A 19,303-nucleotide genomic window follows, 5' to 3' on the forward strand; every position below is an offset into this window, starting at 1 on the left:
ACGATCAAAAAGGAATGGAGTTGACTAGCGGCTCCATCCTTTTTTGAATCATCAGGTCATTTATTTTCTCTAAACAACAGGAGGTGGCACAGCATGCGGTATTTTCGATTTTTATCAGAGGCGAGGCAGCACGATCTTTTTTTCAAGCGGCCAGGGGCGATGCATTCACTCACAACGAGGCATGTACTTGCGCATGCATTAGGTGCTACTTTGTATATGCCTGCGACAAGACAAGATATAGCAGATATGCTGCTGTCGCAGAAATATGAAGCGCTTTGCTCTGTTGTATTTTGCTTGGAGGATGCCATCGGTGATCAAGAAGTGGACATGGCCGAACAGAATCTAGTGACACAATTGGCCAGTCTCAAAGAGAAAGTAACGCATGCTCCTGAAACGGCTGAACAATTGCCTCTTTTATTTATTCGAGTTCGTTCGCCGAAACAGCTGCTTAAAATGGCAGACTTGCTCGGTTCCTCTCTTCAATTACTTACCGGTTTTGTGTTCCCGAAGTGTTCAGTTCATAATGCGAAGGATTATTTGGACAGTCTGAAACAGGCATCGTCCCAAACGCGGACAACACTTTATGGGATGCCCATTTTGGAAACACCCGATTTATTAGAAAAAGAAACAAGATATACGGTGTTGTCTGAGTTAAAGCAGATCTTGCTGAATGATGAAGAATATATTTTGAATATTCGCATTGGGGCAACGGATCTTTGCGGTTTGTACGGTATTCGCCGTGATCGTGACACGACCATCTATGAGATCAAATTGATTGCAGATTTAATCACAGATATCATCAATTATTTTGGGCGTTCCTTTGTAATTTCTGGGGCTGTGTGGGAGCATTTTGGCCCTGCTCGAAAGGAACAAAAGCCATTCATCCGTGCGCTTTCTCATAGGAGCGGTGAACCGTCTTTATCTGAATTTGATGACGTACAAGGTTTACTCAAGGAGACAAAACTCGATGTCGCTAACGGCATTCATGGAAAGACGGTCATTCATCCAACACATCTTAAGCCGGTGCAAAGCATGTATGTTGTGACGAAGGAAGAGTATATGGATGCATTAAGCATTCTTGAACATGCAGACGGCACAGTTGGCGTAATGAAGAGTACCTTCTCTAATAAAATGAATGAAACGAAGCCGCATTACCGGTGGGCAGAGCACATTTTAATTAAGTCAGATATTTACGGGGTGTTTCATGAAAATAGAAGCTATATCGACATACTCAAAGAAGCAGAAGCCGCATACGCTGAGCATCTTGGAACATATGGAAGTTGAGCTTGATCTCAAAGAAGGTGCGCTTCAGCTGGAAAAAGAGCATCTTTTTGACATGGCAGCAAGAGTGAACAAAAAAAGAGCCTTTTTATTCGTTAGTAAGGTGCTCGGTAAGCACATTCCTGTTCATCCAGTAAAACCGCTTCTTGTCTCGGGTCTTTTAGCCATGGCATATGCCCAAGAGCAAACAGGCAAGACATCTCCGCATCAAGACCTTTTAGTAGAAGCACTCAAGACGGATGACCACACGGCATTAACTAAAGCCTACGAAGCACTCAAAAAAGAGAAGCTTTCATCAGGAAAACAGCCGATCGTGATCGGCTTTGCAGAAACAGCAACAGCACTGGGGCATGGTGTGTATGACGTAATAGAAGGAGCATCTTACATCCATACGACACGTGAACAGCTGCTGGATCTTGATCCTTCATTGGTATTTGAAGAAGAGCATTCGCATGCGACGGATCAGCTTTGTTATGCAGACGAAGCATTACTTCGCACAGACCGTCCCATCGTGCTAGTAGATGATGAAGTCACGACAGGCCGTACGAATATCAATATCATTCGGGACCTTCATGCAAAGCATCCGCGGCATTCTTACACGATTCTTTCTATTTTGGACTGGCGGACTGAGGAGCACGAGAAAGCCATGTGTGAGCTTGAAGAGGAGCTTGGTATTCACATCACATCATTGTCTTTATTAAAAGGGCAAATGGTCTTTCGGGGCAAAACGCTGGATGAGCCAGCTTATTCGTATGAGATTGCTGAGCAAAAGGATCTGCCAAGTCTCTCTGTTCACTCTCTTCAATCTTTCTTTAAGCACGAGCCGTATGCACTTTCTCATGCAGCAAATTCGGCGGGTCATTCGCCATATATACATGAAACGGGCCGTTTTGGTTTAAACGCAGCAGATACGGCAGCCATCGACCAAGCAGCTGCACAGGCTGGGCTGAAACTGAAGAAGGAACGTAAAGGAAAGCAGACACTTTGTTTAGGAACAGGTGAGCTGATGTATGTGCCGATGAGACTGGCTGCACATATGGGAGAAGGCGTTCTCTTTCATTCAACGACGAGAAGCCCAATTCACCCTGTTGAAAAGGATGGATACGCTGTTCAAAATGGGTTTACCTTTGTGAGTCCAGAGGATGCCCGAATTCAGCACTACGTGTACAACATACCAAAAGATCAATACGATGATGTATTTCTCTTTTTTGAGAAAAAGGTCTCTCAGGAGGCATTGCGTCCGCTTGTTCACTTATTTGCCGAGCGGCATGTGAAGCATGTGCATATTGTGACTTTATCAGACGAGGTGAAGGTGAATGGCTAATGTGTATACAAAGATGGGAAGCTATCCAGAGCAGGATGTAACCTTCTTACTCAAAGATTTATCATCCATTGAGATGGAGAAAAGTACAGAAGAGCGGGAGCGTTCGATTCAGAGCGGTGCGCATTATTCAGAAATGCTGCCGATTGAGTATAAACCAACGGAATCTTATATGGATTTATTCTATCAATCTCTGAAAGAAAGTAAGGAAAAGGTAGCAGAAGCAGTAGCTGTGGTAGCAGAACAGATTGTGAAAAAGCGAGGCTTCCAAACGGTTCTTTGCAGTTTGGCTAGGGCGGGAACGCCGATCGGGGTGCTCATCAAACGATATATTCGAAAGACATATGGTCTTGAACTGCCTCATTACAGCATCTCTATTATTCGTGACCGAGGAATAGATGAGAATGCGCTGCATTATATGCTCAAGGAACATCCGGGCTTTGAGATTGCCTTTATTGATGGATGGACCGGAAAAGGTGCGATTTCGAGAGAGCTCCAAAAAGCTGTGATTGATTTTGAAAGAAAGTATGATATTCGTCTTTCTAGTGAACTGGCTGTACTAGCTGATCCAGGCTATTGTACAAATGTCTACGGAACGAGAGAGGACTTTCTCATTCCAAGTGCCTGCCTGAATTCGACGGTATCAGGACTTGTCAGTCGAACGGTACTAAACAACCGCTGGATCAATGCCGATGATTTCCATGGGGCGAAGTATTATGAAGAGTTGCTTGATGAGGATGTGTCCAACCTGTATGTGGATACAATTGAAGAAGCATTTTCTAGCCTCGAACCAAATGTACGAGAGAAAGCAGAGACCATCCTCACACAGGGAATGCCTGCGGACTGGCGGGGGATGGCGTCCATTGAAGCGATCGGTCAGGAGTTTCACATTGAAAATCCCCATTTGATTAAGCCGGGTGTTGGTGAGACGACCCGTGTGCTGCTTAGAAGAATCCCTTGGAAAATCTTGATTCAGCCGGGGTCTCAGGAGAAGCTGAAGCATATTTTGCTTCTGGCAGAGGACAGAGGCGTTCCTGTCATTGAATATGCCAATATGTCCTATACTTGCTGTGGACTTATTCGTCCGATGGAACAGACGTCATGAAGACATGTGCGTTTGCCAGTGATTTAGACCGGACGCTGATTTACTCACATCGAGTGCTGGACCAGTATGAGTATGAAGGAGATTATGATTTAGTTGAGGTGCTGGACGAACGACCGCTTTCCTATATGTCGGTTGAAACGAAAAAATCCTTGCAGACAATTCATCAATTAGGCTGGTTCATTCCAGTGACGACAAGAACGACTGCTCAGTATGAACGGATCACCTTCTTTCAGCAAGAGCTCCAACCGGAGTATGCCGTCACGACAAATGGGGGCTGTATCCTTCATCACGGCAAGCCGCTTGAGGATTGGCAGGCCATCGTTGATGAGAGGCTCAAAGCGTGTATGTCAGTCAGAGAGATGCTAAGAGCCATCTCCGACCTTCCAGTTGCGGCATGGGTGAAGCGTACCCGGACAGCAGAGGGGAAATTTCTTTATTTGATTATGAAAGATGAGTATTTGTCTCACATTCCACTTGCTGAATTGAAGCTGTGGGGCGAGGAGAGAGGCTGGCAGGTTTCTCTTCAAGGACGGAAGCTTTATTTTATTCCGGAGCCGCTCAATAAGTGGGATGCTGTTGCTTTTTTAAAGGAACGGCTGGAGCTTGAATATGTATATGGTGCAGGCGATTCCCTTTTAGATGCAGGTCTTATTCGTCAGGCGGATATGGGCTTTGCCCCGAGGCATGGGGAAGTGCTTGACTTTGACCCATTACTTGAGCCGACAGCAGCATCTGGCATGGCAGCAGCAGATGAAATCACCGCTTGTGTCATGAAGCAGATGACGACCGTAAAAAAGCCTTCGATTCGATAGCAGAAGTAGAAGGGTGAATGATATGATAGTAGTAGCTTTCGAGAAAATATAGGAGAAAGGAAGGAGCGGCGTGAGTTATAAAGAAATCGATGTCAACCATACACGGGCGGAGCAGGAAGCCTGGAAAAACGTGCTGAAAAAGCCGCTCCCTGAAAGAGACGGTTATGTAAAGGACGAGCATACATTGTCCTTGCCGCGTCTCGCCGCCCGGGTCCTTGGAACTCCGCATGATGCAACCGATTATTTTATTTATTTACATGAATTATATGAAACAGATGGCGTTCATATTTTAAGTGAAACGCTCAATCGTCATATTGAGCCGGAGCATTTTCAAGCGCTTCAACGCATTCATTTGATTAACCAAGAAGAAAAGGGATTGTCCGTGAATCGCTTTGTGGCTTTTTTAGATGGTGAACAGCTGATTGTACGCCATCCAAACCCTGTGATGAACCGGCATATCCGCCTTTCATTGATCAAGGTGTTTGAGCATTTCAAACAGATGCATGAGGATGGATTTCAGCATCCCGATTTCCGCCGGGTTCTGCTGGATGTAGTGAAGTTTTCAAATAATCATCTAGATCCATGGCTGAAGGAAGTCAATATAGAAGAAAAAATGCCGGCTGTCATTTGGTATGGAGAGGCGAATAAAAGTCAGCTTTATTTTCTTTACTATGTCATGCTGATTGGCTGTGATGTTGTGCTATTTCATCCAGAGGGCGAGGATTCGTTCCGCGAATTAGATCCAGAAGAAAAGCTGACTTTTATTGATCAGTATCCGGGAAATTCAAAGCTTGAACCGTTCCCTACTGAAAAGCCTGAGAGGAAATCAACGGTGGCGTACCGCTCGACAAGAGAGCTTGAAGAGGTGCTCCACACGGAAGATTCAATGCTGTATAAGCCGTGGCAATTCAGAGATCATACCCCTCATTCCATTACGCTGAAGACAACGTATGATGAGCTGTTTTTAATTGCAAAGGAACGTTCCTTTATTCGCCCTAATTTTCAAGCAGACCGGGACACGATACAGATTCCGAATCTCTTTGCGAAAATGATGGGGATCACACGAGACAAGCGTGAATACTGGGATCGTATCCATACGTTAATGGAAGGGAAAGAGACGAAGACCATTCGCCATTTTCCTTTTACGAAAGAAGTGTCTTCGAATTATCAATTTCATTATCAGCATGCCCTTTCTTCTGCTGGAGAGATTGATCCTGAATTATTAATGAAAAGCAATGTATGGCAGTTTTCTCATCTATATGAGGGCGCGCAGCGTGCGATAGCAGAGGCGATATCTCGAATCTGTCAGAATCCAAAGCTATTAAAAGAAGGCAATGAGACCGAATTAGATGTCCGTATTTATTTATTCAAACAGATACTGCATATCGGCCAGGAGCTCATTGAACTCATTCAAACCTTTGATTATGCACAAACCGTACCGAAAGTGATTTTATACCATACGGAATATAATGGTGAGCTGACTCGTTCTGATGCGGCTGCCCTCATTTTCCTAAACGAAATGGGGGTGGATCTCTTCGTGTATCATCCGGCGGGATACCAGTGTATCGAGCGGTATATAGATGACCAATTATTTGATACCCATTGGCTTGATGAGATGGTCATGAATCAGGAGTTTAAAGAGCCATCCATCGTCAGAAAGTTATTTCAATCCATTAAAAATCGATAAGGAGATCAAAACTTATGACAAATACAAACGGAAATGACATCATTTCAATTGATAAAGAGGAAATCTCCATTGAGAAGGCAGACGATATCCGCGTTCAGCTTCGAAATGAACCAGAAGTGCAAAATATTGCGAGACAGATCGATGCGAAAAATCAGCTGGAGCTGCTTGAATACGGAAAGCAGCCGGCCGTTGAAATCTCTAAGTTCTCTGATCGTATTCTTTCGATGATGCGTTCAACAAGTGTCACTGACTCAGGAACGATGCTGACGCAGCTTGGAAAAATTATGGATCGTTTTGATAAAAATGATTTTGACGAGCCAAAGGGTGGTTTGTTATCAAAAATCTTTAAACGCGGCGGCAGCATGATTGAAAAGATTTTCAGTAAATATCAAACGCTAGGTGCAGAGATTGAAAAAATTAATGTAGAAATCAGTAAATATAAAGACGAAATGACCAAATCGACTGTGACGCTTGAAGAAATGTATGAGCATAACATTCAATACTATATGGAGCTTGAAAAGTATGTTGTTGCAGGTCAAATGAAAATCGAAGAATTAAAGCAATTGGTTCCTTCTTATGAAGAAAAAGCGGCTAGTGGAAACCAGCTGGCACAAATGGAGCTTGATACACTTCGTAACGGCATTCAAGCATTGGAAGAGCGTGTATATGACCTTGATATGGCACGGATGGTGGCTCTTCAAACGGCACCGCAAATTCGTTTGCTGCAGCGTGGGAATACGAAATTAATCGGTAAAATCAACTCAGCGTTCATCATCACCATTCCAATTTTTAAAAATGGGATCATTCAAGCTGTTACAGCGAAAAGACAAAAGCTTGTGGCTGATTCAATGAGTGAGCTGGATAGAAGAACAAATGAAATGCTGAAACGAAATGCTGAAAACATCTCAAGTCAAAGTGTGGAGATTGCCAAATTGTCTGGACGTCCAAGTATCGACATTGAAACGATCGAATCTTCCTTTAATACGATTGTACAAGGGATGAAAGAGACGAAACAGATCGAAGAAGAAAACAAACGATTACGCGAAGATGGAACAAAACGTATGCTTGAATTGCAAGATAATATTAAGCGGGCTGCCCTAGAGTCCTAAAAAATAAGCTGTCTGTAACTAAAGTTGCAGGCAGTTACTCATGAATTTTATTAAAATTTGAAGAAAAAAGGTTTTTATGTGACCATTTTCGGGTAAATCCTGTTCAGGGGAATGGTTCGCCCATGTTTGAAAAAGTCCGCTATGGTGAGGATTCGAGTTATTTTTTAGCACAATTAGGAATTTCCAGTAAAATATTGTCTGATGAGAGGAAATACCCCGTAAAATATGTAGTTTATGAAGCATTCTATAGGATTTACGAGTAATACGGCGTATAAACTCTAATCACCAGACCTCTATATGGAATTCATACATATTGTGCGGAAATAAGCGAATTCTAAAGATTGTTCGCATCATAACGCTTATGTTACGGTTATAAAGATGCTAATTTGGAGGGAAAATATGAATTCTGAAGAGAGAACTATCAAAATCAAGATAAATAATGTATCTAAAATTTTCGGTAAAAATGCTAAAAAAGCATCTCAAATGCTTGGAAAAGGGAAAACAAAAAGAGAGATCCTAAAAGAGACCGGCGCAACAGTTGGTGTCAATCGAGCAAATTTTGATGTGTATGACGGCGAGATATTTGTCATCATGGGGCTATCAGGGAGCGGAAAGTCCACACTTGTGCGGCTGCTAAATAGGTTAATCGAACCAACCTCCGGAGAAATATTTATTGATGGGGATATGATAACAAATATGTCAAAGGATCAATTGCGTGAAGTCAGACGGAAAAAGATCAGCATGGTCTTCCAAAACTTCGCATTGTTCCCCCACCGTACGATTCTTGAGAACACAGAGTACGGTCTTGAATTACAAGGTGTAGACAAAGAAGAACGCCGCTCAAAAGCGCTTGAATCCTTAAAGCTTGTTGGACTTGAAGGCTTTGAAGAACAGTACCCAAACCAATTAAGTGGCGGGATGCAGCAGCGTGTTGGATTGGCACGTGCATTAGCAAATGACCCTGACATTTTATTAATGGATGAAGCTTTCAGCGCACTCGATCCATTAATTCGTAAAGATATGCAGGATGAATTGCTTGAGCTTCATACATCTGTAGGAAAAACGATCATTTTCATTACCCATGATTTAGATGAGGCGCTTCGGATTGGCGACCGCATTGTGCTCATGAAGGACGGAAATATCGTTCAAATCGGAACACCAGAAGAAATCCTGATGAACCCATCGAATGAATATGTTGAACGTTTCGTTGAAGATGTCGACCTTTCTAAAGTATTAACCGCTGGTCATATTATGAAACGTGCAGAAACAATTCAGATCGACAAAGGGGCACGTGTTGCGCTCACGCTCATGAAAAACCTTGGGATTTCGTCTATCTATGCAGTAGATAAGAAAAAGCATTTATTAGGTGTTATTTCTGCACAAGCAGCGAAAAAGGCGGCAGAAATGGGAGCGTCGCTTGAAACAGTTCTCGATAAAGAATTCACGACAGTATTGGAATCTACGTATTTGACAGAAATCTTTGACGCAGTATCTGATGCAGCAAACATTCCGATTGCCGTTGTCGATGAGAAAAACAGAATGAAGGGTATTGTGGTCAGAGGTGCATTAATTGGTGCGTTATCAGGTAATGATGAGTATATCAACATGTCTTCTAACAAACTTGAGGAAATTAAAACACAAGAGCCTTCTGCACAGGAGGTAGAATAAGATGTTTAGTATGAGTGATTTACCTAGAATTCAGTTCGCGGATTACATTGATCGATTTGTTGACTGGTTAACATTAACGTTTGGTGGTTTCTTTGATGGCATCACAAATGGATTAGCAGGCACAGTAAATGGAATTGTGGCAGCACTTGGTGTGATTCCATCTATTATTTTAACCCTTATTTTTGCCGGCATTGCCTGGTGGATCAGTACAAGAGGAGTTGCTCTTTTCACACTTATTGGATTTTTGCTGATCGACTATTTAGGCTACTGGCATCCAATGCTACAAACACTTGCGCTCGTTTTGACAGCTGTGGTCATTTCCATCGTGATCGGGGTTCCGATCGGTATTTGGGCATCACAGAAGGAAACTGTGCGTAAGATTGTAACACCTATTTTAGATTTAATGCAGACAATGCCTGCATTCGTTTATCTTTTACCAGCAATCTTCTTCTTTAACATTGGCGTTGTGCCTGGGGTTGTGGCATCAGTTATTTTCTCCATGCCGCCAACGATTCGTATGACGATTCTCGGTATTAAACAAGTACCAGCTGATTTAATTGAAGCAACAGAAGCATTTGGTTCAACGACATTCCAGCGTTTATTCAAAGTTCAGCTTCCACTTGCAACAAAAACCATCCTAGCTGGTATTAACCAAAGTATCATGCTTGCTCTATCAATGGTCGTCATTGCGGCAATGGTAGGTGCTCCAGGACTTGGTTCGGAAGTATATAGTGCGGTAACGCAGCTGAAAACAGGAATTGGTTTTGAAGCAGGTATTGCCATTGTGATTGTGGCGATTACACTCGACCGTATTACACAAAACATTAAAACGAAAAAAACCAGGGGGAATGCTTAATGTGGAAAAAGTCTCTCTACATTGGGATGACCGCCCTGCTTGTCTTTTTACTAGCCGCTTGTGGCGTGAAGTCAGATTCAAATGCGAGTGCAGCACAGCAGGTGAATAAAACCATTATCGGCATTGATCCGGGTTCAGGGATTATGGCGCTAACGGATCAAGCGAAAAAGGATTACGGCTTAGAGGATTGGACGGTTGTGTCTGCATCAAGTGCAGCTATGACCGCAACGCTCAAGAAATCTTACGACCGTAAAAAGCCAATTATTATCACTGGCTGGAATCCACACTGGATGTTTACTCGCTATGATTTAAAATATTTAGAGGATCCAAAGAAATCTTACGGTGAAGCGGAAGAGATTCATACGATTTCACGTAAAGGTTTTGCAAAAGATCAGCCGGAAGCAGCCAAAATGCTTAGTCAATTTAAATGGTCTCAAGATGACATGGGCGAAGTCATGATGGATATCCAAGATGGTATCAATCCAAAGGATGCCGCCGTTAAATATGTGAAAAAACATAAAGACCAAGTAGCGAAATGGACAAAAGGCGTGAAAAAGTCGAATGGTGACAAAGTCAATCTTGCCTACGTTGCGTGGGATAGTGAGATTGCAAGTACCAATGTCGCTGCAGAAGTACTGCGTGAGCTCGGATTTGAAGTGACCTTGACTCAGGTGGAAGCAGGTCCGATGTGGACAGCAATTGCAACTGGAAGTGCAGATGCATCGTTATCTGCTTGGCTGCCAAATACGCATAAAACGTATGCAGCGAAGTTTAAAGGGAAATATGATGATCTAGGCACAAGTATGAAAGGTCTTCGCATGGGGCTAGTTGTTCCGACATATATGAAGAACGTCAACTCGATTGAGGATTTGAAAAAATAGCCTATAGTGATGAGGTTCCCTTATAATAGAAGGGAGCATATGAAAAAGCAGTCTGCTCAAAAAGCGGCTGCTTTTTTCTTATATAAGGATGGTGGACGAGTTGTCGATGATGGATAAGCCAATCATGATTTTCCTGCATGGCGGAGGAGTCAGCAGCTGGATGTGGCAGGAGCAGATGGAAACATTCAAGGAAGCGTATGAATGCTATACGCCTGATCTGATTGGTCACGGGACAAGAGCAAATGAACAGTCATTTTCCATGCGAGAAAGCGCTCTTGAAGTCATCTCGTGGTTCAAGCAGCATGCGCACGGCCGTAAAGTGATACTCATTGGATTCTCTCTAGGTGCACAGGTTGCCGTTGAAGTGTTATCGAATGAGCCTGATATCGTAGACATAGCCGTCATCAACAGCGCTCTTGTGATGCCGCTGCCATGGCTTTACTTGATGGTGAGACCTCTTTTACCTCTTACGTATCCATTATTAAAGAAAGATTGGTTTATCCAGCTCCAAGCTGAAAAGATGGGGCTTCCAAACGATGTACTGAATGACTATGCGGCGGATTCGAAGAGTTTGCAGAAGAAAACCCTTCTGACGATGTTTCAAGAAAATCTCCATTACAAGCTCCCAGACACGTTTCAACAAGCGAAGGCACGGATTCTTGTCACAGTGGGAGAAAAGGAAAAAGGTATCATGAAACGGTCAGCAAAGAAAATAACGACATCACATCCGAAGGCAACAGGTGTCGTCGTTCCTGATATTGGACATACATTTACGTTTGAAAAGAAAGAACTGTTTATTGATATGATTCAATCCTTTATAGAAGAGCGTGCGTTACCAGTGGAATTAAAGGAAATCAAGTAGCCGAAAGTGAAGACAGGCATAAAAGAGGCAGTTAGATCTTAGAACCTATATGATATAGGCATAAAACGCTTACAGATGAGCTGCAGTCTGACTGAAAGCTCATGAGCCGTAGAAGGAGGAGCTATGAGTAAAAACTATATCATATTCGGTGCGAGTCAAGGCTTAGGGGATGCTTTTGTAAAAGGTCTTCCTTCAAGTGGAGATACAGTTTGGATTGTGTCGCGAAGTGAACCGAGCAGTTTGAACATAGATGACGGTGTACATAGAATTTGGCTGAAAATTGATTTATCAAGCCAAACCCACATCCCTTTTATGCTCGAAGCATTGGAGAATAAAACCATTGATGTTCTCATCTATAACATTGGTTTATGGGAAAAACGAGGCTTTGAAGATGATTATTCATTCGATCACGATCAGCCAGAGGATATCGCTCATTTAATCAATGTGAATGTCACCTCTACGATTACTTACATCCAAGCACTGCTTCCGCACGTAAGGAAATCGGAGAATGGAAAAATCATCGTGATTGGCTCAACGGCGGGACTAGATCATACAAACCTGCCGCAGGTTTCTTTTGTCGCTTCTAAATTTGGCCTGCGCGGAATTGTGAATGCACTGAGAGAACATGTGAGAAAAGATAAAATATCCGTCACCTGTATCAATCCAGGAGAGCTGGCGGCAGAGGTTCCATATGAAGATGGAGCCGAAAAAGCCATCACTCTATATGGTGAAACGAGAATCCCTGTACAGGATATTGTAGAGCTTGCGAGATGTGTGATTCATTTATCAAGGGTATCCTGTGTAAAAGAAATCAACGTCCCAGCCATGACAGATTTGAATGCATAATATAAAGCATACCACCCGTTTAAAGAAAAAACGGGTGGTTTTTTGATTTTATGATGAATGCTGCTGAAGGGTTTGATAGACAGCTTCCGTCAAGATCTCAATGCCGGTAAAGATAGCAGAGCGGTCGAATGTCATATATGGATGATGTAGACCGGGCTCTAGATCACAGCCTAAACCAAGCATCGTGGATTTGATATGCGGAACCTTTGCTGCATAAAAGTGAAAATCCTCTCCGCCTGTCGTGACGATCGGGGGATCGAGCTGCTCTTTGCCTAAAATCTGTTCAATGGCATGAGACATGATCTGGACAGCTTCCTCATTTAAGGTTGCGGCAGGCAGACGGTGATCGGTTGAAAGTGTAATGGAAGCGCCAAAGGCATCCGCTACAGCATGTACGGCTCTTTCAATTTCTTTTTCTAGTTCATCCATCACATCATTTGTTTGTGCCCTGACATCTAATGTAAAAGAAGCTTTGCCAGGGATGATGTTTGAACTGCCCCCGCCAGCATGTAGGTTGGTCATTTTTACAGAATGTGCAACTCTTGGGTCGACATGGATATGCGCGAGTCTCTGCACGAGGGTAGAAGCCACTTCAATGACGTTGACCCCAAGATGCGGGCGTGCACCGTGGGCTTCCTCTCCAATAATTGTGCCGATGTAATGATTACTCGATCCATGCAAAATTGCAGGTGCACAGCGTCCGTTTAATGTTTCTTGAATTGGGCGCACATGCACTCCGTATAAGTAATCAACGTCTGCTAACATACCTTTTTCAATCATTTTCAGCGCGCCGCCGCCTTTTTCCTCAGCAGGCTGAAAAATGAAGCGGATGGTGCCGTTCGGGAGCTCCTTTTCCTTTAATGCCATGAAGGTGCCGAGAGCCATTGTCATGTGTGCATCGTGACCACATGAATGATTGGGTTGAAACTCACCATCTACTTCCTGCCAAAGTGCATCAATATCGGCTCTCACAGCGACCACTGGTGCGCCTTCTCCAATTTCACCAATCACTCCTGTACAGTCGTCAAATGTTCGAGTCTTGCAGCCCATTTTTTTTAATATGCCTTCAAGATAAGCCGTCGTATTCGTTTCTTCCCAGCTTATTTCTGGGTGGGCGTGCAGGTGTTCAAAGATGTCTGTCACGGTCTGTTGCATTTCGTTTGTCAAAGTTGTCATGAGTAGCCTCCTTGCTGACAGAAAATCTGCCAAAACATTCTTTTAGTGAAATAATATTGATCTTAAATATCATCAGTGTTTATAATATAACACATCATTTGATTATTCTGAAAATTAAGTGAAATTCCGATCGGGACAAAGGGGTTTTGACACATGAAAACAGCGGCAGTATCAGCACCAGAGAAACAAAAACGAAAACTTCAAATGCCGGATGCGTATGTTCTCTTATTTATCATTGCGCTCATTTGTACCATTGCAACGTATTTTGTACCAGCGGGTGAGTTTGACCGAAAGACATCAGGGGAAATCACAACAGCTGTTCCTGGCAGCTATCACCGCATTGATCAATCACCCGTAAGTCCCGTTGGCTTTTTTACAGCCATTCAGGAAGGGATGGTAGGGTCCTCTTCTATTATTTTTCTCATTCTATTTACTGGCGGAACCATTGCCATTTTGGAGAAAACAGGTGCCATTAACGGAATGATTCACCATGTCATCAGCAGGTTTCAAACGAAGCAATTATTGTTTATTTGTATTGTTGGAGGATTATTTTCGGTGCTTGGAACGACCGGCATTGTCGTGAACTCTGTTATAGGATTTATTCCAATCGGGATTATTGTGGCAAGGTCCTTGAAATGGGACGCTGTGGCAGGAGCAGCGGTCATTTACATCGGCTGTTATGCTGGATTTAACGCAACCATTTTGTCTCCATCTCCACTGGGGTTATCTCAGACGATTGCAGAGCTACCGATTTTTTCTGGCATTGGCCTGCGTGTCATTATTTATCTTTGCTTTCTTATATCTAGTATTGTGTACATCTATTTATATACAAGACGCCTGAAGAATAAAGAAAAGGGAAGCCTTCTTGGTGATCAATGGTTTCCTGCGAAGGGGCTTGGCGGATCTGATGCAGAATCTGTGGACAAGCCTGCATTTACCGGCAGACATAAGCTGATTTTAGCGGTGTGCGGATTGTCTCTTGGGGGCTTCTTATATGGCGCGCTTCAGCTTGGCTGGACCGATAAGGAAATGGCAGGTGTGTTCATTTTTATGGCCATTGCTGCTGGATTGCTTGGCGGATTAGCAGCCAATGATATTGCGAAAACATTTATTGTCGGCTGTCAAAGCCTTGTGTACGGCGCACTCATTGTCGGAATGGCACGCTGCATTTCTGTCATTTTAGAAAACGGTAAGCTGCTTGATACAGTGGTCAATGGCTTGGCGAGTATGCTGACAGGATTTAGTCCAATTGCTGGTGCGATTGGGATGTATATTGCGAGTGCACTTCTTCACTTTTTGATTTCATCAGGATCAGGAGAAGCGGTTGTCTTTATTCCAATTCTTGCGCCACTGGCTGATTTAATGGGCATCACAAGACAGGTAGCTGTTGAAGCGGTTATGCTTGGCGAAGGGGTGGTCAACTGTATCAATCCGACGTCAGGTGTGTTGATGGCTGTGCTTGCTGCAAGTGGTATTCCTTATGTGAAGTGGCTGCGTTTTATGGTGCCGCTTGCGCTCATTTGGTTTGTCATTGGTCTTGTCTTTATTTGTATCGGCGTTATGATCAACTGGGGACCTTATTAAACATGTATAAAGCTGCTGACAATTGTTTGGCAGCTTTTTTCTTGTGGAAATATGCATGGAGACAGCGCATTGAAAGCACAATAAGTGTGTTCACAAATTCGCTACATATTTTTTTTGAGCAACCCCCTTGCAAAAGTTTGTGAAGTGTTGCACAATAAGAATGTGAAATACTTCACATACGAAAAACAACCTAGTTTTACTCAGGAGGATGAGATAAATGACAAACGAAAAAGTAAACAAAGTAGCACTTATTGGAGCAGGTTTTGTAGGCAGCAGTTATGCCTTTACATTAATAAATCAAGCGATCACAGATGAATTGGTTGTCATCGATTTAAATCAAGATAAAGCAATGGGTGACGTCATGGATTTGAACCACGGGAAAGCATTTGCTCCGCATCCTGTGAATACATGGTATGGAGATTATGAGGATTGTAAGGATGCAGACATTGTATGTATCTGTGCTGGTGCGAACCAAAAGCCAGGTGAAACGAGACTTGACCTTGTTGAGAAAAATTTAAATATATTTAAAGGCATTGTAGACAATGTGATGAAAAGTGGATTCGATGGTATTTTCTTAGTCGCCACGAACCCTGTTGATATTTTGACATATGCCACTTGGAAATTCAGTGGCCTGCCAAAAGAGCGAGTGATTGGCAGTGGAACCACACTTGATACTGCAAGATTTAGATACATGCTCAGTGAGTACTTTGAAGCAGCGGCACACAATGTGCATGCGTACATCATTGGAGAGCATGGGGATACAGAGCTTGCTGTGTGGAGTCATGCGAATATCGGAAGTGTACCCATTACAGAATTAATGAAGAGAAATGATCAATACAAACAAGAAGATTTAGATGAGATGATGGAAAATGTCCGCCATGCCGCTTACCAAATCATTGAGAAAAAAGGCGCCACTTACTACGGCGTAGCGATGAGTTTGGCCCGCATTACAAGAGCGATCCTGCACAATGAAAACAGTATTTTGACCGTCAGCACTTACTTAGATGGAGAGTATGGAGCAGAAGATGTCTACATTGGTGTACCTGCCCTTGTGAATCGAAATGGCGCAACAGAAGTGATGGAGCTTGCACTTAATGATACAGAAAAAGAACAATTCGCACACAGTGTGAATGTGTTAAAAGAGATTTTGGCTCCTCATTTTTAATCAAAAGCAACCTATCTGAGCAGAAAAGGATGAATCACTATGTGGCAGCAAATATATAATCCGTTTGGTAATGAGTTCGTGAGTGCATTGGTAGCAATGCTCCCAATTTTGTTTTTCCTGCTTGCATTAACTGTATTTAAGTTAAAAGGTGTTTTAGCCGCTTGTTTTACCTTAATCGTCAGCTTTGTAACAGCTGTTTTCTTCTTTCATATGCCAATTGAAAAGGCATTATCTGCTGTGCTGCTCGGTATATCTAATGGGCTGTGGCCGATTGGATATATCGTCATCATGGCGGTATGGCTCTATAAAATTGCTGTGAAATCTGGTAAATTCGATGTCATTCGTTCTAGTATTGCAGGAATCTCTCAAGATCAACGTCTTCAGCTCTTATTAATTGGTTTTAGTTTTAACGCATTTTTAGAGGGAGCCGCTGGGTTTGGTGTACCGATTGCGATCAGTGCCGCTCTCTTAACAGAGCTTGGGTTTAAACCGCTGAAAGCTGCGATGCTCTGCTTAATTGCCAATGCTGCGTCTGGCGCATTTGGTGCTGTGGGTATCCCAGTCATTACAGGGGCGCAAATGGGCAATATGACGCCGCTTGCGTTATCTCAAACCCTTGTGTATACGATTCCGTTTATTTCATTCTGTATTCCGTTCCTGCTCATTCTCATTGTGGACGGATTCAAAGGGATTAAAGAAACGCTCCCTGCCTTGCTTGTTGTAAGTGGAAGTTATGCCATTTTACAAGCTGTCACAATGGTGACAATGGGTCCTGAGCTTGCCAATATTATTTCAGCCTTAGCAAGCATGGGCATTTTGGCTTTATTTCTTCGAAAATGGCAGCCGAAACACATTTATCGTGAAGAAGGAGCACCAGCCATTGAACAGAAACAAACGTATCGCGGCATTGAAGTGCTGAAAGCATGGTCTCCGTTCTATATTTTAACCGCCGTTATTACGGTATGGAGTCTGCCAGCATTTAAAGCATTGTTTGCTGCAGGAGGCCCGCTCAACTGGACGACGATTTTAGTGAAGATGCCGTTTTTGCATCAGCAAATTGTGAAATTACCACCAATTGCACAAACAGAAACACCCATTGATGCAATCTTTAAAATTGATGTCATCAGTGCAACGGGTACTGCCATTCTGATTGCGGTGATGCTGACAGGGTTGTTTAGCAGACATATTACATTAACAGAAGGCGCTGCCTGCTTAAAAGCATCAGTGAAAGAGCTTTGGGTACCTGTTCTTACCATTTGTTTTGTCATGGGCTTTGCCAACTTGGCGAACTTCGCTGGACTAAGTTCAGCCATTGGGCTTGCACTTGCCAAAACAGGCGATTTGTTCCCGCTTGTCAGCCCGGTGCTTGGCTGGATCGGGGTGTTTATTACAGGATCTGTCGTGAGTAACAACGCCTTATTCGGCAACCTTCAAGCGGTCACTGCTTCTCAAATCGGCTCACAGGCAGGTTTGTTAATCGGGGCAAATACAACTGGCGGGGTCATGGCAAAATTAATTTCTCCACAATCCATCGCCATAGCTACAGCAGCTGTTGGAGAAACAGGTAAAGAATCTGAGCTCTTCCAAAAGACCGTGAAGTACAGCTTTATCCTGCTCGGCATTGTGTGTATATGGACATTCATTCTTGCTCAATTTGTATAGGTTTAAAAAAAGACTGAGACAGCTCTCAGTCACAGCGTGTAGATAAACCCTCGCATTCTTTGTCAGGTCTGTGCTCCGGTGCTCGTCCTTCCTAGACTGCAAAGGTTTTCTATCACGCTGAAAGAAGGAAGACAAAGGGCTAAAACAAAGATCATTTTAGCCCTTTGTCAACAAAAAAGACTGAGACAGCTCTCAGTCTTTTTTGTTTATGTCGATTCCCTTGTCACAAGCCGGGTAGGCAGATGGATATGTTCACGCTGTAATGGTTTTTGGTCTTGCAGGATCTCGATTATTTGCTGCACAGACCGCTGGCCAAGCTCTACGATCGGGATGTCAATTGTGGTGATTGTTGGAGCTGTCACCTCGCAAATGTCTTGATTGTCATAGCCGATCACCGCTAGATCCTTAGGGATTTGATAACCGTATGAAATGGCCTGTTTAATGAGCCCTGCTGCGACTTGATCATTACCCGTGAAAATGGCATCAGGTGCATTCTTCATGTCATGGATGACATCCATTAAGCGAAAACCGTCTTCAATGGTGAAGGCCTCCCCAAAAAGCCAATCGTCATGCAGCGGCAAGCCGTGTGCAGAAAGTGCATCAAGATAGCCCTGTTTCCTTTGTTTTTGTGCTTCACTGCTTTCAGTATCAAAGCAAAACCCAATCGATCTTCGCCCTGACTGAATCAAGTAGTCAACCGCTTTATAGGCGGCTTCCCGCTCATCGTATCCAATAATCGGGATGTCTGCTGTTTGATGATATTCGTTCGCCATGACAATAGGGCCGTTCGTTAAAAATGGCTCGATCTTTTCCCACGGATTTTCTAATGCCCCTAATATGACCCCATCTACTTCTCTTTTTTTTAATAATTGAAGCCCTTCAAGCTCTAACGATTCCTGATAAAACGTCTGAAGCACGATGGCTTTATAACCTTGATCCAGTACTTCCTTTGATATGCCTTTAATCAATTGTGCAAAAAAAGGATGGTCCACAGCCGGGACAGACACAGCAATGGTTTTTGTCTGATGTGAACGAAGAGTGCGAGCCGCTGAACTTGGTGTATATTCCATTTCTTTCATCACCTGTAAAATAAGCTGACGCTTTTCCTCTGACACATATGGATGATGATTCAGCACTCTGGAAACGGTGGTGGTTGAAACCCCGCAGCGTTTGGCAATTTCATAAATTGTACACATATTAACAAATCCTTTACACAAAGTTATTGTTCTGAAATCGATAACATCATTTACAATGTGAAACAAGTTAAATATTAACAAATGGAATTGAT

16 protein-coding genes are annotated in these 19,303 nt (G+C 43.2%); 14 read left to right on the plus strand and 2 right to left on the minus strand.

Annotated elements, in window-relative coordinates; all coding sequences use genetic code 11:
• Positions 1-93: 93 nt before the first annotated feature.
• The 11 genes from ACP7A0_RS10650 to ACP7A0_RS10700 all read left to right on the plus strand — a co-directional run bounded on the left by ACP7A0_RS10650 (position 94) and on the right by ACP7A0_RS10700 (position 12,428).
• Positions 94-1,284, plus strand: a complete 1,191-nt coding sequence (locus ACP7A0_RS10650; RefSeq protein WP_106039357.1) for an HpcH/HpaI aldolase/citrate lyase family protein — start codon at positions 94-96, stop codon at positions 1,282-1,284.
• Positions 1,274-2,605, plus strand: a complete 1,332-nt coding sequence (locus tag ACP7A0_RS10655; RefSeq protein WP_338712595.1) for a phosphoribosyltransferase family protein — start codon at positions 1,274-1,276, stop codon at positions 2,603-2,605. The genes ACP7A0_RS10650 and ACP7A0_RS10655 overlap by 11 nt, the downstream gene beginning before the upstream one ends.
• The gene (locus ACP7A0_RS10660; RefSeq protein WP_426005082.1) at positions 2,598-3,707 is read left to right on the plus strand and encodes a cysteine protease StiP family protein; all 1,110 of its coding nucleotides are present in this window, start codon (positions 2,598-2,600) and stop codon (positions 3,705-3,707) included. Before ACP7A0_RS10655 ends, ACP7A0_RS10660 begins: the two co-directional genes overlap by 8 nt.
• A complete protein-coding gene (locus ACP7A0_RS10665; protein WP_066031364.1) occupies positions 3,704-4,519 on the plus strand; it encodes an HAD family hydrolase in 816 nt (271 codons plus the stop codon). The genes ACP7A0_RS10660 and ACP7A0_RS10665 overlap by 4 nt, the downstream gene beginning before the upstream one ends.
• A gap of 70 nt (positions 4,520-4,589) precedes the next feature.
• On the plus strand, positions 4,590-6,206 hold the full coding sequence (locus tag ACP7A0_RS10670; protein WP_426005084.1) for a YceG family protein: 1,617 nt from the start codon (positions 4,590-4,592) through the stop codon (positions 6,204-6,206).
• Positions 6,207-6,220: 14 nt separating this feature from the next.
• The gene (locus ACP7A0_RS10675) at positions 6,221-7,315 is read left to right on the plus strand and encodes a toxic anion resistance protein (RefSeq protein WP_003217200.1); all 1,095 of its coding nucleotides are present in this window, start codon (positions 6,221-6,223) and stop codon (positions 7,313-7,315) included.
• 399 nt (positions 7,316-7,714) lie between these two features.
• The gene (opuAA, locus tag ACP7A0_RS10680; protein ID WP_034664221.1) at positions 7,715-8,983 is read left to right on the plus strand and encodes a glycine/proline betaine ABC transporter ATP-binding protein OpuAA; all 1,269 of its coding nucleotides are present in this window, start codon (positions 7,715-7,717) and stop codon (positions 8,981-8,983) included.
• A gap of 10 nt (positions 8,984-8,993) precedes the next feature.
• Complete coding sequence (opuAB, locus tag ACP7A0_RS10685) at positions 8,994-9,839, plus strand: glycine/proline betaine ABC transporter permease subunit OpuAB (RefSeq protein WP_034664471.1); 846 nt, start codon at positions 8,994-8,996, stop codon at positions 9,837-9,839.
• Complete coding sequence (locus tag ACP7A0_RS10690) at positions 9,839-10,720, plus strand: glycine betaine ABC transporter substrate-binding protein (protein WP_034664219.1); 882 nt, start codon at positions 9,839-9,841, stop codon at positions 10,718-10,720. Before opuAB ends, ACP7A0_RS10690 begins: the two co-directional genes overlap by 1 nt.
• A 106-nt stretch (positions 10,721-10,826) precedes the next feature.
• Positions 10,827-11,582, plus strand: coding sequence for an alpha/beta fold hydrolase (locus tag ACP7A0_RS10695; protein WP_223256585.1), 756 nt, complete (start codon positions 10,827-10,829; stop codon positions 11,580-11,582).
• 123 nt (positions 11,583-11,705) lie between these two features.
• The gene (locus ACP7A0_RS10700; RefSeq protein ID WP_106039352.1) at positions 11,706-12,428 is read left to right on the plus strand and encodes an SDR family oxidoreductase; all 723 of its coding nucleotides are present in this window, start codon (positions 11,706-11,708) and stop codon (positions 12,426-12,428) included.
• Between the two features lie 48 nt (positions 12,429-12,476).
• On the opposite strand, the gene ACP7A0_RS10705 is transcribed toward ACP7A0_RS10700, so the two are convergent.
• Positions 12,477-13,604 carry a M20 peptidase aminoacylase family protein gene (locus ACP7A0_RS10705; protein WP_106039351.1) on the minus strand — a complete coding sequence of 376 codons (1,128 nt, stop codon included), beginning with the start codon at positions 13,602-13,604 and terminating at the stop codon, positions 12,477-12,479.
• A 153-nt stretch (positions 13,605-13,757) separates the two neighbouring features.
• On the opposite strand from ACP7A0_RS10705, the gene ACP7A0_RS10710 reads away from it, so the two are divergent.
• From ACP7A0_RS10710 to ACP7A0_RS10720, 3 genes are all read left to right on the plus strand, one after another.
• The gene (locus ACP7A0_RS10710) at positions 13,758-15,188 is read left to right on the plus strand and encodes a YfcC family protein (protein ID WP_060595483.1); all 1,431 of its coding nucleotides are present in this window, start codon (positions 13,758-13,760) and stop codon (positions 15,186-15,188) included.
• Positions 15,189-15,405: 217 nt separating this feature from the next.
• Positions 15,406-16,353 (plus strand): L-lactate dehydrogenase, encoded by a 948-nt coding sequence (locus ACP7A0_RS10715; RefSeq protein ID WP_060595484.1) that lies wholly within the window; start codon positions 15,406-15,408, stop codon positions 16,351-16,353.
• Positions 16,354-16,392: 39 nt separating this feature from the next.
• Positions 16,393-18,015, plus strand: coding sequence for an L-lactate permease (locus tag ACP7A0_RS10720; RefSeq protein ID WP_066031359.1), 1,623 nt, complete (start codon positions 16,393-16,395; stop codon positions 18,013-18,015).
• Positions 18,016-18,221: 206 nt separating this feature from the next.
• Here the strand turns inward: ACP7A0_RS10720 and ACP7A0_RS10725 are convergent, their stop codons facing one another.
• Positions 18,222-19,211: a LacI family DNA-binding transcriptional regulator gene (locus ACP7A0_RS10725; protein ID WP_060595486.1), complete on the minus strand. Its 990-nt coding sequence runs from the start codon at positions 19,209-19,211 to the stop codon at positions 18,222-18,224.
• Positions 19,212-19,303: the final 92 nt, after the last annotated feature.

This window comes from Bacillus sp. DWP3-1, from assembly GCF_049896565.1.
Classification (GTDB): Bacteria; Bacillota; Bacilli; order Bacillales; family Bacillaceae; genus Bacillus.

Bases quoted from the DNA above. Each gene is read 5' to 3' on its own strand.
- ACP7A0_RS10665 (WP_066031364.1), top strand. From the start codon at position 3,704: ATGAAGACATGTGCGTTTGCCAGTGATTTAGACCGGACGCTGATTTAC.
- ACP7A0_RS10705 (WP_106039351.1), bottom strand. From the start codon at position 13,604: ATGACAACTTTGACAAACGAAATGCAACAGACCGTGACAGACATCTTT.
- ACP7A0_RS10650 (WP_106039357.1), top strand. From the start codon at position 94: ATGCGGTATTTTCGATTTTTATCAGAGGCGAGGCAGCACGATCTTTTT.
- ACP7A0_RS10690 (WP_034664219.1), top strand. From the start codon at position 9,839: ATGTGGAAAAAGTCTCTCTACATTGGGATGACCGCCCTGCTTGTCTTT.
- ACP7A0_RS10715 (WP_060595484.1), top strand. From the start codon at position 15,406: ATGACAAACGAAAAAGTAAACAAAGTAGCACTTATTGGAGCAGGTTTT.
- ACP7A0_RS10660 (WP_426005082.1), top strand. From the start codon at position 2,598: ATGGCTAATGTGTATACAAAGATGGGAAGCTATCCAGAGCAGGATGTA.
- opuAA (WP_034664221.1), top strand. From the start codon at position 7,715: ATGAATTCTGAAGAGAGAACTATCAAAATCAAGATAAATAATGTATCT.
- ACP7A0_RS10695 (WP_223256585.1), top strand. From the start codon at position 10,827: ATGATGGATAAGCCAATCATGATTTTCCTGCATGGCGGAGGAGTCAGC.
- ACP7A0_RS10720 (WP_066031359.1), top strand. From the start codon at position 16,393: ATGTGGCAGCAAATATATAATCCGTTTGGTAATGAGTTCGTGAGTGCA.
- ACP7A0_RS10655 (WP_338712595.1), top strand. From the start codon at position 1,274: ATGGAAGTTGAGCTTGATCTCAAAGAAGGTGCGCTTCAGCTGGAAAAA.
- ACP7A0_RS10725 (WP_060595486.1), bottom strand. From the start codon at position 19,211: ATGTGTACAATTTATGAAATTGCCAAACGCTGCGGGGTTTCAACCACC.
- ACP7A0_RS10700 (WP_106039352.1), top strand. From the start codon at position 11,706: ATGAGTAAAAACTATATCATATTCGGTGCGAGTCAAGGCTTAGGGGAT.
- opuAB (WP_034664471.1), top strand. From the start codon at position 8,994: ATGAGTGATTTACCTAGAATTCAGTTCGCGGATTACATTGATCGATTT.
- ACP7A0_RS10675 (WP_003217200.1), top strand. From the start codon at position 6,221: ATGACAAATACAAACGGAAATGACATCATTTCAATTGATAAAGAGGAA.
- ACP7A0_RS10710 (WP_060595483.1), top strand. From the start codon at position 13,758: ATGAAAACAGCGGCAGTATCAGCACCAGAGAAACAAAAACGAAAACTT.